Origin of the sequence: Mesorhizobium sp. WSM3224 (assembly GCF_000427725.1) — a bacterium.
Lineage (GTDB): Bacteria > Pseudomonadota > Alphaproteobacteria > Rhizobiales > Rhizobiaceae > Mesorhizobium.
This window is the reverse complement of sequence record NZ_ATYO01000009.1, coordinates 200,718-216,822: the sequence shown is the minus strand read 5'-3', so window position 1 is coordinate 216,822 and position 16,105 is coordinate 200,718. Positions and strand designations below refer to the sequence as shown.

At 63.2% G+C, this 16,105-nt stretch carries 15 protein-coding genes and 1 pseudogene; 6 read left to right on the top strand and 10 right to left on the bottom strand.

Going from position 1 to position 16,105, the window contains the following annotated elements:
* The 5 genes from YU3_RS36735 to YU3_RS0118000 all read left to right on the top strand — a co-directional run bounded on the left by YU3_RS36735 (nt 1) and on the right by YU3_RS0118000 (nt 4,938).
* Nucleotides 1-798, top strand: coding sequence for an iron-sulfur cluster assembly protein (locus YU3_RS36735; protein WP_036258790.1), 798 nt, complete (start codon nt 1-3; stop codon nt 796-798).
* Nucleotides 799-875: 77 nt separating this feature from the next.
* The gene (locus YU3_RS0118015) at nt 876-2,507 is read left to right on the top strand and encodes a molecular chaperone GroEL (protein ID WP_027167566.1); all 1,632 of its coding nucleotides are present in this window, start codon (nt 876-878) and stop codon (nt 2,505-2,507) included.
* A 37-nt stretch (nt 2,508-2,544) separates the two neighbouring features.
* A complete protein-coding gene (locus YU3_RS0118010; protein ID WP_027167565.1) occupies nt 2,545-3,588 on the top strand; it encodes an NAD(P)-dependent alcohol dehydrogenase in 1,044 nt (347 codons plus the stop codon).
* A gap of 73 nt (nt 3,589-3,661) precedes the next feature.
* Nucleotides 3,662-4,351 (top strand): MIP family channel protein, encoded by a 690-nt coding sequence (locus YU3_RS0118005; protein WP_027167564.1) that lies wholly within the window; start codon nt 3,662-3,664, stop codon nt 4,349-4,351.
* 107 nt (nt 4,352-4,458) lie between these two features.
* A complete protein-coding gene (locus YU3_RS0118000; RefSeq protein ID WP_198021675.1) occupies nt 4,459-4,938 on the top strand; it encodes a DUF1097 domain-containing protein in 480 nt (159 codons plus the stop codon).
* Nucleotides 4,939-5,150: 212 nt separating this feature from the next.
* Here YU3_RS0118000 and YU3_RS0117995 read toward each other — a convergent pair whose 3' ends face one another.
* The 10 genes and pseudogenes from YU3_RS0117995 to YU3_RS0117950 all read right to left on the bottom strand — a co-directional run bounded on the left by YU3_RS0117995 (nt 5,151) and on the right by YU3_RS0117950 (nt 15,432).
* The gene (locus YU3_RS0117995; RefSeq protein WP_084508118.1) at nt 5,151-7,238 is read right to left on the bottom strand and encodes a sigma-54-dependent Fis family transcriptional regulator; all 2,088 of its coding nucleotides are present in this window, start codon (nt 7,236-7,238) and stop codon (nt 5,151-5,153) included.
* Nucleotides 7,239-7,338: 100 nt separating this feature from the next.
* On the bottom strand, nt 7,339-7,812 hold the full coding sequence (locus YU3_RS0117990; protein ID WP_027167561.1) for a hypothetical protein: 474 nt from the start codon (nt 7,810-7,812) through the stop codon (nt 7,339-7,341).
* 187 nt (nt 7,813-7,999) lie between these two features.
* Nucleotides 8,000-8,176 (bottom strand): annotated as a pseudogene (locus YU3_RS36730) (DNA-binding protein); the annotation flags it as partial.
* A 143-nt stretch (nt 8,177-8,319) separates the two neighbouring features.
* On the bottom strand, nt 8,320-9,693 hold the full coding sequence (locus tag YU3_RS0117980; protein WP_027167560.1) for an MmgE/PrpD family protein: 1,374 nt from the start codon (nt 9,691-9,693) through the stop codon (nt 8,320-8,322).
* Between the two features lie 19 nt (nt 9,694-9,712).
* A complete protein-coding gene (locus YU3_RS0117975) occupies nt 9,713-10,525 on the bottom strand; it encodes a CoA ester lyase (protein ID WP_027167559.1) in 813 nt (270 codons plus the stop codon).
* Nucleotides 10,519-11,358 carry a MaoC family dehydratase N-terminal domain-containing protein gene (locus YU3_RS0117970; RefSeq protein WP_027167558.1) on the bottom strand — a complete coding sequence of 280 codons (840 nt, stop codon included), beginning with the start codon at nt 11,356-11,358 and terminating at the stop codon, nt 10,519-10,521. The genes YU3_RS0117975 and YU3_RS0117970 overlap by 7 nt, the downstream gene beginning before the upstream one ends.
* A gap of 10 nt (nt 11,359-11,368) precedes the next feature.
* Nucleotides 11,369-12,499 carry a CaiB/BaiF CoA-transferase family protein gene (locus YU3_RS0117965; RefSeq protein WP_027167557.1) on the bottom strand — a complete coding sequence of 377 codons (1,131 nt, stop codon included), beginning with the start codon at nt 12,497-12,499 and terminating at the stop codon, nt 11,369-11,371.
* Nucleotides 12,492-13,232 carry an NAD(P)H-dependent oxidoreductase gene (locus YU3_RS0117960; protein ID WP_027167556.1) on the bottom strand — a complete coding sequence of 247 codons (741 nt, stop codon included), beginning with the start codon at nt 13,230-13,232 and terminating at the stop codon, nt 12,492-12,494. The genes YU3_RS0117965 and YU3_RS0117960 overlap by 8 nt, the downstream gene beginning before the upstream one ends.
* 11 nt (nt 13,233-13,243) lie before the next feature.
* A complete protein-coding gene (locus YU3_RS0117955; RefSeq protein ID WP_027167555.1) occupies nt 13,244-14,392 on the bottom strand; it encodes an acyl-CoA dehydrogenase family protein in 1,149 nt (382 codons plus the stop codon).
* Nucleotides 14,393-14,496: 104 nt separating this feature from the next.
* Nucleotides 14,497-15,432, bottom strand: coding sequence for a LysR substrate-binding domain-containing protein (locus YU3_RS0117950; RefSeq protein WP_027167554.1), 936 nt, complete (start codon nt 15,430-15,432; stop codon nt 14,497-14,499).
* Nucleotides 15,433-15,532: 100 nt separating this feature from the next.
* Here YU3_RS0117950 and YU3_RS0117945 point away from each other — a divergent pair, with 100 nt between their 5' ends.
* Complete coding sequence (locus tag YU3_RS0117945; RefSeq protein WP_027167553.1) at nt 15,533-16,105, top strand: thiamine pyrophosphate-binding protein; 573 nt, start codon at nt 15,533-15,535, stop codon at nt 16,103-16,105.

Sequence of the window (16,105 nt, the reverse complement as noted above, 5' to 3'; positions counted from 1 at the left end):
ATGGCAACCGCCAGCGTTTCCGGCAACCGCGAGAACGAACTCTGGCGGCGCCTTGGCGAGGTCAACGACCCGGAGCTCGACGAACCGATTACCGAGATGGGCTTCGTCGAGCGAGCCGCGATGACGAGCGATGGCAGCGTGGAGTTAGACTTCCGCCTGCCGACCTACTGGTGCTCGCCCAACTTCGCGTTCCTGATGCTGGACGGCGTCCGCAAGGCGCTCGACCAACTCTCCTGGGCGCCTGCCTATCGCATCAAGCTGCGCGACCACATGTTCGCGGAAGAGGTCAATCGCGGCATGGAGGCCGGCAAGAGCTTCGGCGACATCTTCGCCGTGCTAGCCGAGGATCAGGATCTCGGCGGCTTGCGCGAAGCCTTCGCGATGAAGGCCTTCAAGCGGCGCCAGGAAGCGGTTTTGCGCGGCCTCAAGGCATACGGCCTGACCGATCGCGAAATCGTCGGCATGGACCTGCCGGCATACGACGTCGCGCGGTTGGAGCCGGGCGAAGCGACCAAACAGAAGCCGAGATACCGGGCCGCTCTACTTGGACGCTTCCCCGACCGCCGGGCGGACGATCCTGTCTTCGTGACCTGGGAAGGGCAGCCCATACCGTCTGGCGGGCTCGGTGCCCATCTCGCCGAATTGCGCGCTGTGCGCGTCAATATGGAGTTCAACGGCGCGCTGTGCCGGGGACTCAAGCAGACCAGGTACAAGGAACTTGAGGTGGTCGAGGGCGAACCGACGCTGGTCGACTTCATCCTGGACCGCGTGCCGGCTCGAGCCGCGCCGGCTGCCTGAAGCAGATCTGAAAGCAACGGCCTCCCTCGCACGAGGCCCCTAACCAACAACCCGCCCGTAAGGCGGAAGGAGGAGTCATGCCCAAAATAATGCTTCACAATTCCGAGGCCCGCCGTGCTCTGGCCCGCGGCGTCTTTCGCCTGGCCGCTGCCGTCGAGCCGACGCTCGGCCCCAAAGGCATGAACGCCATGATCGACCGGCCGATCGGCACGCCGATGGTAACCCGCGACGGCGTCAGCATCGCCTCCGAGATCGAGTTGCACGACCGGTTCGAAAACATGGGCGCGCAGGTGGTCCGCGAGGTCTCGATGCAGACCAACGAGGTCGCCGGCGACGGCACCACGACTGCCATCGTGCTCGCCAACGCTCTCATCCAGGGCGGTGTGGAGGCGAATGAACGCGGCGCGAAATCCGTCGATCTGTGCAAGGGCATCGACCTTGCCGTGGCGGCAGTGGTGGCCGCGCTCAAGGCTTCAGCCAAGCCGGCCAAGGGCAACGGCATCCTGGCTTCGGTCGCCAACATCGCCGCGACTGACACCAAGCTCGGCGCGCTGGTGGCGGAAGCCCATCAGCGCGTGGGAGCCGAAGGTGTCATCACCACGGACTTCAGCGTCACCACCGAGACCACGCTCGATGTGGTCGAGGGCATGTCCTTCGAACGCGGCTATCTCTCGCACCACATGGTGACCGATCAGGAGAAGATGGAGGCGGTTCTCGAACGGCCCTATGTCCTGATGACCGACCTCAAGATCAAGGAGCCCGAGGCGCTGGATGCGGCTCGCCGCATTGCCGACGAGGATGGTCGGCCGTTGCTGATTGTGTCTGAGGAAATGTCGCCGGAAGTCGTGGTGACGCTGCTCGGCAAGCAGGGACCTGGAAAATACCTCGTCGTCCATCCGCCGGAATATGGCCATTGGCGCAAGGCGATGATGGAGGATCTGGCGATCATCACCGGCGGCAAGGTGATCGCGCGTGACCTCGGCGGCCGGCTGGAGGACATCACCGCCGACGACCTCGGAACGGCTGATCGGGTGAAGACCAGTTCGTCCTACACCTCGATCATCCGCGGCGGCGGCGACCATGCGGCAATCGCATCGCGCCGCGCCCAGGTTCAGCGGCAGTATGAGGCCTCGCCGCCGAACATCGACCAGGACAAGCTGCGCGAGCGCCTGGCCAAGCTCTCTGGCGGCACCGCGATCCTTTATGCCGGCGGTGTCACGCCGGTCGAGCAGAAGCGGACCATTCAACTGATCGAGGACTCGCTCAATGCGGTACGCGCCGCATGCGAAGAGGGCGTGGTCGCCGGCGGCGGCTCTGCGCTTGCCCAGATCGCGCCGCTGCTCGACAAGGTGGCGGCCGGGGTCAATGGCGATGTCGCCGAGGGTGTACGCTTGGTGCGGTCGGTGCTGTCGCGGCCGCTCTGGCGCATAGCCGCCAACGCCGGCGCCGATCCAGAAGCGGTCGTGGCGGAAGTCACGCGCATCAACGGCGGCTACGGCTACAACGCGTCTGCCGGCAGCTACCAGAACATGTTCGAGGCAGGGATCATCGATCCGGTCCGCGTCACCTACACAGCGCTCGCCAACGCAGCTTCGGTGGCGACGCTGATCCTGACCACCGAAACGTTGATTGGCCATCTCGCCGAGGATGAGGACCCGACGGCTGGACCGGCTCGCGGCGGCGGCTCTGAAAAGCTCGGCCGCGCCTGAGCAATCCGAACAATCTCGACATTGAAAGGATACGACGATGAAAGCTGCCAGACTCTACGAATACGATCCGAAGATGAACGTCCAGCTTAGGATCGAGGAGGTCAAGGCACCGACGATCACCGCGCCCGACGAGGTGATCGTGCGGGTTGGTGCCGCCGGTCTCTGCCGCACCGACCTGCACATCATCGAAGGCGTGTGGAAGCCGACGATGGACCCCGAAGGCACGCTGTTGCCTTACATCATGGGCCATGAAAATGCCGGCTGGGTCGAGGAGGTCGGCAGCGGCGTCAGGTCGGTCAAGCGCGGCGACGCCGTAATCTGTCACCCGTTCCGCTCTTGCGGCATCTGCCTCAACTGCCGGCACGGTGAGGACATGTACTGCGACAACGGCCAGTTCCCCGGCCTTGGCATGAATGGCGGCTTCGCCGAATATTTCATCACCAGCGAACGCTCGCTGATCAAGCTCAACGCCAACGTGACGCCGGTCGAAGTGGCGCCGTTGGCTGACGCCGGCATCACCGCCTACCGCGCCGCCAAGCGGGCGGCCAAGCTGCTAAGGCCTGGGAGTTACTGTGTGCTGCTCGGCATCGGAGGGCTCGGCCATATCGCGCTGCAATCGCTGCACGCGATCTCGGGCTGCCGTATTATTGCCGTCGATCGCGAGCCGGCCGCGCGTGTGCTGGCCAAGGATCTGGGCGCCGACTTCGTCCTCGATGGCGGACCCAACGTCATCGAGGAGGTCAGCCAGATCACCGGCGGCGGCGCCCACGTGGTCATCGATTTCGTCGGCGAGCTCGGCGTCGAGAACATCTGCTGGAAGATGGTGCGCAAGGGCGGGCAATTGTTCGTCGTCGGCTATGGCGGCGCCGTCAATGTGCCGACCGCGCATCTCGTCATCGAGGAGATCAACATCGGCGGCAGCCTGGTTGGCAATTTCACCGAGCTTGTCGAACTGATGGAGCTCAACGCCGACGGCAAGGTGAAGATGCACTACACCGAATACAACCTCGCCAGCATCAACACCGCACTCGACGATTTCAAGAACCGGCGATTCACCGGTCGCGGCGTCATCGTTCCCTGAAAATTCCGGACCGGACTTGTGCGGAACGGGCGCAACGTTTCGGTCCCGTCATCATCTGCATGGAGAGGAAGAAATGAACAAATACGTCTGTGAATTCATCGGAACCTTCGCGCTGGTTTTCTTCGGCTGCGCGACTGTTCTGTTCATGCGCTCCGAAGTCGGCCTGCTCGGCGTCGCCTTGGCCTTCGGTCTGGCGGCAGTGGCGATGGCCTATTCGATCGGACCGATTTCAGGCGCGCATCTCAATCCGGCGGTGAGCCTCGGCTTCTTCGTCTCAGGCCGGATGAAATCCAATGACTTCGTCGGCTATGTGGTCGCGCAATGCGTGGGCGCGATCGTTGCATCGGCGGTGCTCTACGTGATCGTGCAAGGCAAGGGTGGCGGCTACGACGTCGCGGCGAATGGCTTTGCCCAAAACGGCTGGTCGGCCTATTCAGCGGCCTCAGCATTCCTGTTCGAGGCCGTTGCAACCTTCCTGTTTCTGCTCGTGATCCTTCGCGCCACCGACCAAGGCGGAGCCGGTCCTCTGGCCGGCTTGGCGATCGGGCTGACGCTGGTCATGATCCACCTTGCTGGCATTGCCGTGTCCGGATCGTCGGTCAATCCGGCCCGCTCACTCGGCCCGGCACTGTTCGCTGGCGGTACAGCCTTGTCGCAACTTTGGCTCTACATCGTTGCTCCATGTCTCGGCGCCACCGCTGCGGGGCTTGCGTTGCGTGCTGGTGTGATCGGTCTGGCCGAAGGAGCGGCGCAGCCAGCCTGATGCCCACAGCGGCTCCGTATCGGGACGTCAGCGAAGCGCGATCCTGAAACGACTTCTTTGCTTCGAGCTTTGGAAAACGGGAGGACAATATGGATCTCATCACAGGGTTGGCCGTCGTCATCGGCCTTATGGGTGGCATTGCAACGTGGGCAGCGATCACGATCGGTAACCCTTATCTGCTGATCTGGGCAGTGTTTGTAGGCTGGGGGAGTTTCTACCACTGTGGCGGCAAGGAAGCCGGGTTCAAGAACTCGGCGGTCGCGAACCTCTGGGGAGCGATCTGCGCTGCCGGCGCATTGATAGCCCTGACATCCATTGGCGTCACGGCGATCATGGCCGGCATTTGCGTCGGCATTTCAATCATCGTCCTGATTCTTGCCGCCAAGCTGCCATTGCTCAGCGCCATTCCGTCAGCGGTCTATGGCTATGCAACGACTGCCGCGCTTTTTCTGCTTGGTGCCGCCGCCTATGGAGAAGGCGCCGGCGGCATCACCAAGGTCGCGGCCGCTGTGGTGATCTCGCTGATCATCGGCAACGTCCTCGGCTATATCTCAGAAAAAGTGACAGGTGCTGTCGTAAAGACCTGATCGTCTCTAAAAGCGCGTCGCGCTGAAACGGATTCAGGCGACGCGCTTTTAAGTCTTTGTTTTGATGCATGTCGTGGTCCCAGAACCGCTGCACACTTCTGGGCGACATACATTTGACCACTGCCCGAAGGCAATTTAGGCCGACGAACTTTCCCCAGCCTCGCGGCGCGAATGCCGCGGGTTTTTGTTGTGCCGATGAGCGGACCTTGGGTCTAAATGAAACCGCGCCGGATGCCGTATTGTCCGAGCTTGCGATAGAGCGTCGGCCGCGAAATACCGAGCCTCAGCGCGACCTTGCTGAGATTGCCGCCCTCTGCGGCAAGCGCGTTCTTGATCGCCTGGCATTCCGCATCCTCGAAAGTGAACACCGGGGCTTCGAGCATGGCGGCGGGATGATCGCTGTGCATGGTCATATTGCTGCGACTGCCCGCACTGATTTCCCCAGGAAGATCCTGGAGCTCGACAGTGCCGCCGCGCGCCAGGATGTGCAACCGCGCGACGAGGTTCTTCAGTTCGCGCACATTGCCCGGCCAATGGTAGGCGAGCAGCGCATCGAGCGCGTCGTTCGAGAATTCCAGCGGATCCTCGCCTGCTGCGGCAGCGGCCTGCCGGTTAAAATGCTCGACCAGAAGCACCACATCCTCGCCGCGCTCGCGCAGCGGTGGGACAGTGATCGAGATCGCGCCAATTCGATAGTAGAGATCGCGGCGGAAGCGGCCGGCGGCGATTTCCTGCTTGAGATCGCGATTGGTCGAGGCGATCAGCCGCACATCCACCGGGCGACCCCTGCTGTCGCCAATGCGGTGGACCACGCGCTCTTCCAGGACACGCAACAGAAATGGCTGGATCTCAAGAGGCAACTCGCCGATCTCGTCGAGACTGAGCACGCCTCCGTTGGCAAGCTCGAAGACGCCGGGCTTGCCCTCACGCGAGGCGCCGGTAAAGGCGCCGGCGACATGGCCGAACAGTTCGCTGCCGAACAGGTCCCTGGTGATCGCCCCGCAATTCATCGCGATGAACGGATCGTTCGCCGTGCGCCTGCTGCCGGCATGCACGAGCCGCGCAAACAGCTCTTTGCCGACGCCTGTCTCCCCTTCGACCAACAGCGATGTAGCGCTGCTCGACCGGGCGACGCGGCATGCGACGTCGATGGCGGCCCGCAGTGTCTCGCTTTCGCCGACGATCATGGCAACAGCATCGTGAAGATGCTTGCTCACCTCCCGCTGGACCACCGTCACGCTGGAAACGGCCGGCACGGGTGGGAACACCAGGGCGGCGCCACGGAGGTCGCCGTCGAGCTTGAGCGGCGTGATATGGCAGGATCGCAGATGGGCCGGTAGCGCCCTGGCGAGGTCGGCTTCGTTGCCTGATGACGGAAGGTTCATCAGCCAACGGCCGCGTCCAGGTTCCATCGGGCCGTCCATCATCTCGGTGGTCTCGCCATCGGGCACGTTATTGCAGAAGATCGCGCGGCCGCGGTGGTCGACGATCACCAGCCCGTCCTTTCGGCGGTAGCTGGGAGCCGAGGAAATGAAGGCTTCCAGCAGGCGCGTGCGTTGTTCCTGCTGTTGTTCGGCCAAGGCCTTTTCGATCTGCCGGGCCGTGGCGGCGACGAGCGCGGTGTTGTGCGGCCGGAAGATCGGTGAATAGCCCGACAGGTCGACGACGCCGATGACCTTGCCGTCCAGCGGATCGCGGATCGGTGCGCCGGCGCAGGTCCAGGATTTGATGCCGGCGCAGAAATGCTCGGCCGCATGGACGAAAGTGGGCTCACCCGTCCATAGCGCCGTTCCGATGCCGTTGGTTCCGACGGCATCCTCGTTCCATTTGCCGCCAATGGCGAGGTGAATGTCCATGCCGTCGTGCAGGGTCTTCTTGTCGCCGATGGCGTCGATCAGCACGCCGTCGCTGTCGGCCAGAACCAGCATCGCGCCTGTCCCATCCAGCAACTGGCCAAGGGAGGCGAACGATCGCCGCGCCGCCGAAAGCAGTTCTGCATTGGCCCGTGTCAGATATTCGATCTCGTCGCGATCACTGCTCAGCGGCGCTTCAATCCCTTGCGCGTTGATGCCGCCGGTGGCGCTGCGATACCAGGAATCGTGGATGAGGGAGCGGACGTGGCTCGGGTGGACTGGATCGCGCGCACATTTGGGGTCGTCGGCCAGAAAACTTTCCCAGGCGCGCATGGTGGCACGCTCGTCATAGTCGATGTTGCCCAGAACCATTTGCCCAGCGGCCAGCGACGCATTCGCCGGTAGGGTATCGATCTTCGTCCGATTGGGGCCTAACTCGCGTTTCATTCAGTCATCACAGACCTTTTTAGGCATGCCATTCCTGTTTGCAGTCGCGTCGTATGCAGCCGCGGACGGACGTGCGGAAGCACGCCCAGGCGTCTGCACGTCAGTCGATGCCGAGTTTCGCGCCGATGTCGGCGGCAAGCTGTTCTTCGGTGTAGGTGGTGGCGAGGCGGGATCCGTCCAACTCTGCAAGCGCTTCGGCGACGCTTTCCTCGACCGGGGAGAAGAAGCCATTCTGCTTCGTGGCCAGCACAAAGATCTGTTCCCCGCCCCGGTTGCGGATGTCGCCGATGTGATGAAGTTGGCGACCTGTGTTCTGATCCTTCGAAATCACGCGGCCGTTGATGGTCACTTGGATGCACGGTGTGGCTTCCGACACAGGCGCCGGGCCGCCGCCAACATGGATGATCAGGCCTTCTGCCTTCGGTTGTTGGCGCGGCTTCCTGGAAGCCGAATAACCGCCACCGCTGATCTGGTCGGCAAGGCGAACGATGGTTGAGCGGTTTTGCTCGATCAGTCTCTTGACCTGTGCATCCTCACGCCGCGGGCCCTCCCGCTTGGAGATGATCTCGACCATGAATCCTCCCAGATTCGCCCAGCGTAGCCGTTAGTACACGGCTTGTCCTTCTCTTGAAGTGAACCCTACACCGCCTCGGCAAAGTTCGCCATTGATATCACATAGCGCTAAAATTCGGGTCGCTGGTAGCAGGCGGCTGCTACACTGGATTTTCCAGTACCGGGCGCGTTTGAGCAATGGCCGCGGATCAGGCTACCTTGCTCTTCAATTCCGCGGCTTCGCCGTCGCTTGGCCGCCTGTCGCGCAGGTAGAGCGCGCATGTAGTGCGCAGCATGGAGGCAAAGTTCGGGATATGGCCGTTGATCTCCAGCGCTTCGTGGTAAAGCGTCGAGAGGAACTTTGGCGCCGTCCCGCTGGTGCTCGCGCGCGGAGGCCGGGAAGTTCCAATGGCGCACTGCATCCCGATCTCGCCGTGCTGCTCGGTACCTCCGGCAGCACAAGGATCCTCATTTCATTTCTTCCTTAGCAGATCCAAGGCGTTCGGCCTCGGTTGATGTCAATTCGAGACTAGAATTTCACGATGTCCGATGTGCTTCCGGGCTGATCGAGCTTCCAGACACGGGCTATGCAGCGGCGCATCTCATCAGCGGTGGCCCCGCCTCGAAATTCGGCAAGGCGTATAGCCTTGGCTTCCAATTCTTGTTTCGCAAGCGTGTTGCCGGGGTCGCCCTTGGGTTCGTCGACGCGGGCATTGAGTTTGCGGCCGCCAATGGTCGTGACGCTTACCTTGCCGACCCATTGCTTCGGATAGAGGCTATCGACCTCGGCGTCGATTTCCATATGCACCTTCGAGTGGAAGCGCGCGACTCGGTCATCGGCAAGTGCGTGGCGTTCGAACGCGTCGAGATCGGCAACGCCGTGGACGGCGATGAGCCCCAAGACCGTGCCCATGGAGAACTTCGCCTGGTGGACGGTTTGCGGAATGTCCACGGCACCTAGCACATCTATGGCTCCCTGGTGGACATGGGCCACGACGTCCGCGATGTCGTCCTGCCCCAGCCCTTCGCGGCGCATGAGAGACTGCAGCGCGTCAGCGGCCGGATGGGTGTGCCGGCAGGAGGCATGCCATTTGAAGGACGTCTCCTCGGTTGCCCAACGGCTGCCGAGGCCATCCGTCAGGCGGGCCGGATCGGCATCGCTGGACATGCCGGCCGCCATACCCTTTTTCCCTTCAAGGATCTGCGCGGCCCCCTTGAAGCCATCGCGGGCCAAGAAGGCAGCACACAGGCCGTTGGCGGTCGCCCGCGCGGTATGAAGCTGCTTGGAATCGGCGGCGTCGCGCAGGAATTCCCAGAGCCCCGCTGCCTGGGTACCGGCGGAGCCGAGTGCATGGTTGATGCCGGCTGCGTCCAGCCCGATCAACTTCCCGACAGCGGCGGCCGCGGCGACAGTGCCGGCCGTGCCCGTTGTGTGGAAGATCTGGTAATGTGACCGGCCCAGGAACTCTCCGACCCGGATGCCAACCTCGTAGCCGGCGATGCAAGCAGTCAGGATTTCACGCCCGGTCTTCTCCTCTGCCTCCGCAACCGCCAAAACGGCTGGAAAGATCACCGCAGCTGGGTGAAAGACCGAGCCGTTGTGAACGTCGTCCTGTTCCACCACATGGGAGGCCGCGGCATTGACCATTGCCGCGAAGTAGGGGCTCGTGCGTCGTCTCGTCGGGATGACGATGCTTGGGCCGTCCGCCGGCCCCATTGCGCGAGCAAAGCCGTCGATGATCTCGACCTGGCGCGCGCCCTTGCCGGCGAGGGTTGAGCCGAGCCAGTCGATCATCAGTCCTTTCGCGAAATGAACGACGCGCGGCGGAATTTGCTCGAAGTCGAGTTCGGCGATGAAGGCGCAAAGCCTGGCTGTCGGCCAATCGGCGGTGTCAAGGCTCATTGCTCCTCCTTTGCGCCCTCTAGACCAAGGCGGCCCGGCGTAGGATCCGCCTTGCTCGCTCGATGACTGGCCGGTCCACCATTTCGCCGTTCACCTGGACAGCTTCGCCGGACGAAGCTGCGCCGACGATGTCCCATGCCCAGGTGATTTGGCTTTCACTCGGGCAAAAGGCATTGCGGGTCGGCTCGATCTGCCTAGGGTGAATCGCCATCTTGCCGCCAAAGCCCATCTTCATTGCGTGGCGCGCGTCATCTTCGGTGATTTCAGGACTGCTCAGGTCCGTCGTTACGCCATCGATCGGTGCGGCACGGCCAGCCGCGCGTGAACGCCAGACGAGTTCGTTGCGAACCGCAAGCAGGGTCAGCCGATCATGCGCGCAACCGAGATCGAGCGAGAAGTCGACCGAGCCGAAGGCGGCGGCAACGACGCCGGACGTGGCCAGTATGTCCGGCAGGTTGGCGAGGCCAAGGGCGCTCTCGACCAGCGCTATGACGGAAACGCTGCGCGCCATGTGCCTGGTCATATCAGCAATGTCTTCCGGACGTTCGGCCTTGGGCAGCATGACGGAGACGCCATCGAGGCGCCGCACGGCGTCGATGTCCGCTTCATGCCAGGGTGTGCCCGCGGCGTTGATGCGGACCACGACCGCGGATTTCAGCGTGGCTGCATATGCGACAATCGCTTCCCGGGCGCGGTCCTTGTCGCCGGGCGCGACGGCATCCTCGAGATCGAGAATGACTGCGTCCGCGCCGCTGCTGTCGGCCTTGGCAAACCGCTCCGGCCGCGAGCCGGGTACGAAAAGCGGCACGACAGGCGTGACGAAGCTCACCATTGCGCCGTGGCCTTCACGGTCACATGGCCGTCCGCAGACCGTGCCTCGAGAGCCATGCCGTCCTTGCCCGGGGACGTTGCGCTCAGAAGCAAGCGCTGTGGGCTGGTCGCCGGATGCACGCCCCGGAATGAGAAGCGGCGCGGCGACCGGCCGACGATGGCGGTGGCGAAGTTCATGAGCAGCGTCGCCTGGAGCGGGCCATGGATGACGAGCCCGGGATAGTGCTCGACCGTCTTGGCGTAAGGCGTGTCGTAGTGGATGCGATGTCCATTGAAGGTCAGCGCGGAATAGCGAAAGAGCAACACCGGATCCACGTCAACCCTGCGCTCGTGCGACGCGGCCAGGGGCGGACTTGCCGGCGGGGCAGGGGTCGCCGCGGCAGCGTCGGCGGCGCGATAGACAATGGTCTGGTCCTCCTCGATCACCGGACCGGCGTCGCTGGCGATGTCGTGCCGGATCATGACTAAGATGAGCGGCCCGGTGCGGCCCTGCTTTTCCTCGATAGCGCTCAACGTCGAGCGGCGGCGGATGGTGTCGCCGCTGCGGATCGGTGCCATAAAACGCACGTCGCTGGCAGCCCACATGCGGCGTGGAAGCGGAACCGGCGGCAGGTAGACGCCTTTGGCCGGGTGCCCGTCAGGTCCGAGGTCGCGCATATCGGCAACGTCGGGCGCCAGGCACCAATGAAGTCCGGGCAGGGCCGTGCCCTCGGCAGTTTGCGCGGCGTACTCCCCAAGCGTGGCGCTAAAACCGGCCAGCAGACGCGGCGTCACGATGTCCTCGACTTCGCGGCTACGCCCAACCCAATTCTGCAATGCGGTGTCCGGGCTCATCGCCTTCCCCTCAGACCGCGAATTCGGACCGGATTCGATGCGTGTCTGCGCCGAGCGCGGGAACGTTGGGTGCTGCTGCGAAACCCTCCGGCCGCCCTGCCGGCACCGGCACTGCTATGCGCTTGCCGCCCGGTAGCGCCACCTCTGTCCGGCGCAGTGCCTTGTGTAGCGGCAGGTCGCGCATCTCGCTCATGCGGCCCCAGGCGATCTGCGCACCATTGAGACGGTCGATGGCCTCGTCGCAGTCGATTGCCGCGAAGATCGGTTCGATTTCGGCATCGAGTGCCGTGCGATTAGCCACCCGCCAGGCATTGGTGGCGAAGCGTTCGTCGGCGAACAGATCCTGTCTCTGCAAGACCGCGGTGCAGAAGCGCTTCCATTCACTGTTCTGCTGAATGGACACGACCACGGCGCCATCCCTGCAGGCATAAGGCCGATAAGGATAGATTGAAGCGTGCGCCAGGCCATGTCTTTGGGTGTCGCGACCCGCATGTTCGTAGTGCAGCAGCGGCACCGTCATCCAGTCGGCCATGGCGTCGAACATGGCGATCTCAACAATGCGACCTCGCCCGGTCCTCTCGCGCGCCAACAATGCTTCGAGGATCGCCGCATGGGCATTCATGCCGGTGGCGATGTCTGCAGCGGAAACCCCGATCTTGCACGGCGTGTCGGCTGTGCCGGTGACGGCGCAGATGCCGCTTTCCGCCTGCACCAGCATGTCGTAGGCGCGCATCGCTGCGTAAGGCGTGTCTTGCCCGTAGCCGACGATGTTGACGACGATCAGTCGGGGAAGTTTTTCCGCGATGGTATCCGCCGAGAGGCCGAGGCGGTCGATCGCGCCTGGAGCGAGGTTTTGCACGAGAACATCCGCGCGCGCCACCATACGATGCAGCAAAGCCAGGTCGTGCTCGGCCTTCAGGTCGAGCATCGCGCTTTCCTTGCCGCGGTTGAGCCAGACGAAGTAGGCCGACATGCCTTCCACGGCGGAATCGTAATGACGCGCGGTTTCGCCTTCCGGGCGCTCGATCTTCACGACGCGCGCCCCGGCATCGGCGAGGCGGACCGTGCAGAGCGGAGCGGCGACCGCCTGCTCGATCGAAACGACGAACAGACCCTCCAGAGGGCGGGTGGCATCAGACATTGCGCTGCACCCCAGAGCGGGCAAGCACACCAGGCTTCAGTCGCTCGTTCTTGCCGTAGTCCTCGCCTGGATGAAAGAACAGGCGCGGCGTGCCGTCGATGTCTTCGAGCCGTTTGCGGTAGGTTTCCAGATAGGACTTGCGACCATCGTCGCCGACGCGGCCTGGCATATGGGCGACGAAGGGCGGCAACACGTCGAAGCCTGAGTAGCGAAGCAGGCCATTGTGGATCGGCCACAGCAACGTGAGGATGTCGCCATCAATGCCGTCGGGCGCATAGGTGTCGGCCGATGTGCCCGTGGTGGCGGACACCATGGCGAGCTTTCCCTTGAACATGCCGGTGTCGTATTTGCGCCCTGGCAGATAGGCAAAACCACGCGCGAACACACGGTCGGCCCAGCCCTTGAGCATTGCGGGCATTCCGAACCACCAAACCGGGAACTGGAACAGCACGAAGTCCGCCCGCTTCAGCTTTTCGATCTCGACGCTGATGTCGGCGGAGAGCACGCCGGCATCGTAAGCGGCAGTCTGCTCGCGCGGCAGGCTGAAAAAGTCCGGATCGTTGCGCTCGCCGGTTATGTCGTCCGGCCCGGCGACAGGATTGAAGCCCATCGCATAGAGGTCGCTGACGGCCACGTCGTGGCCTGCGCGGGTCAAGGTGTCTACAGCGAGATCCTTCATGGCGCCGTTGAAGGATTTGGGTTCCGGATGGGCGTAGACGATGAGGACGTTCATGGCGGCTACTCCTAGTAGGAACGCGGCAGCCCGAGCACGTGCTCGGACAGGAAAGACAGGATGAGGTTGGTCGAGATCGGAGCGACCTGATAGAGACGCGTCTCGCGGAACTTGCGCTCGACGTCGTACTCTTCCGCGAAACCGAACCCGCCATGCGTCTGGATGCAGACATTGGCGGCCTCGTTCGAAGCGTCGGCCGCCAGCATCTTGGCCATGTTCGCCTCGGCGCCTGGGTTCTTGCCGGCCTCGTAGAGATTCAGCGCCTCGCGAACCATCAATTCGGCTGCCCGCATGTTGGCGTAGGCCCTGGCGATCGGGAACTGGATGCCCTGGTTCTGGCCGATCGCCCGGCCGAAAACATGGCGTTCCCTGGCGTAGGCGCTTGCCTTTTCGATGAACCACTTGGCGTCGCCAACGCATTCGGCGGCGATCAGGATGCGCTCGGCGTTCATGCCGGAGAGGATGTAGCGGAAGCCCTTGCCCTCTTCGCCAACCAGGTTTTCGGCCGGCACGCGCAGGTCGTCGAAGAAGACCTCGGTGGTGGCGTGGTTCATCATGGTGCGGATCGGCCGGATGGTGAGGCCTTTGCCAACTGCCTCGCGCATGTCGACAATGAGGACGGACAGGCCGTCGGTCTTCTTCATGCCATCCTTGAGCGGCGTGGTGCGCGCCAGAAGCAGCATTAGATCCGAATGTTCGGCCCGGCTGGTCCAAATCTTCTGGCCCTTGACCACGAAATGATTGCCGTCGAGGCGAGCCGTGGTCTTGAGCGCGCCAGTATCTGTACCACTGGTCGGCTCCGTGACACCGAAGGCCTGCAGGCGCAATTCTCCCGCGGCGATCTTCGGCAGGTATCGCAGTTTCTGCGCTTCCGAGCCATGGCGAAGAAGCGTACCCATCGTGTACATCTGTGCGTGGCAGGCGCCGCCGTTGCAGCCGGCGCGCTGGATTTCCTCCAGCACGGCGGCGGCGGCCGAAAGCGGCAGGCCCGAGCCGCCATACGCCTCCGGGATCAGGATCGAGAGCCAACCGGCCTCCGTCAACGCTTCGACGAATTCACCCGGGTAGGTCATGTCCCTGTCGAGGGCGCGCCAGTACTCTCCGGGGAAGTGGGCGCACAGCTTGGCCACGGCATCCCGAATGTCCTGATACTGTTCCATGAGATTTGCCCGGCCTTCGTCTTGCTGCGGGTCTCACTATCACGTTTCTTCGTCCTATCAGCAATGCAAGGCTGGCGTGACCAGATATAACGAAATTCAAATGCTTAGGATGAAGGGCCAAGAAGCTGGCCAACCCAGACGGCTCGCCCGACAAGGTCCTTGGCGATGTCTTCTATCGCTTGTCCGGCAAACTGCGCCAGCCGCGAGGCAGGCCGGTCTGCCGGGTAGGCAAGGATGAGGCGGCGCACGGGCACGGGATCGATCAGCGGCGCAGCGGTGAGCAGCCCCGCAGTCACGTCGGCATGGATAGGAGCGAGCGGCAGTATCGTCCAGCCGTGGCCGTTGCGCACCAGGTCCTTCAGCGCGGCATACGAATCCGCTTCGATGCCGACATCGAGCGTGATGCCGATTTCCGCAGCGCAGCGTTCGACAATGATGCGCAGCCCATGCTTGATGCTGGGCAGCAGCAGGCGTTTGGCGGCGAGCGAGGCGAACGATACGGCGCGCACGGTTGAAAACCCCGAGTCTGGCGGTCCGATCAGGAAGAGATTTTCCAGGAGCAACGGGCGCGAACGCAACGAACGCGCCATGCGCGGGTCGTAGAGCACCGCGACGTCCACCTCGCCGCGGTGCATCCAGTCCAGCAAATAGCCGGTGTAGGCGCTGACAAGTCTGAGTTTCGCCTTGGGGTGAGCCTTGCCGAAGGCGGCGGCCAGCGGCAGCGAAATAATGTCCGCGACAGTGGGTGGCAGTCCTATGGCGACTTCGCCGGTCAGCGGCGCGTCGGCGGGCGTGGCCGTGGCGCGGATTTCGTCGATCTCGGCCATCACGCGCATGGCGTGTGTCAGCACCTCCTTGCCCTGCTCGGACAGCACCATGCCGCGGCCGTGGCGCAGGAACAGGGCGAAGCCCAACTCCTCCTCCAGCATGCGCACCTGCCGGCTGAGCGCCGGTTGCGCGATGCGCAGCCGGTCGGCAGCCTTGCTGAGGCTGCCGAGTTCGGCGACGTGGATCAGGGTCCGTAGCTGCGATAGTTCCATGAGCTATCGAATATCATTATATCTGATCACAAGAAAGGGACGAAGATTAGATCTGAGGGCTGAGGTAATCTAATGCCAACTCAATTCTCGGAGATCCAAGGTGACGGCGAGCGTACAAGCGAAACAGCCGGAAACAACTGCGGTTGCATCTGCCCCGGCTGCATCTGAAAAGCAGTGGCCAGACCAGGTCTATGATGTGCTCAAGGCTGCCGGCATCAGCCATATGTCCTATGTGCCGGATGCTGGCCATACCACATTGATCCGCCTCTTTGGTGCGGATCCTGAGGTCGTCACGAATGTCTTGACGACCGAAGAGGAGGGCATCGCCATTGCTGCAGGCGCCTGGCTCGGAGGCAAGCGGAGCGTCGTGCTCATGCAATCTTCCGGCGTTGGCAACTGCATCAACATGCTCTCGCTTCCCGTGCATGCGCGCTTTCCCTTGCTCGTTCTGGTGACGATGCGAGGCGAGTGGGCAGAGTTCAACCCGTGGCAGGTGCCGATGGGGCAGGCGACGGAGGCCTCGCTGAAGGCAATCGGGCTCAGAGTGCAGCGCGCCGAGACTGGTGACGACCTGGTGGAAACGGTTGCGCAAGCGGCCGCTATGGCTTTCGACGCCGACCAGCAGGTCGCAGTGCTGATCGGGCAACGGCTGCTCGGCAAGAAGAAGTGGTGA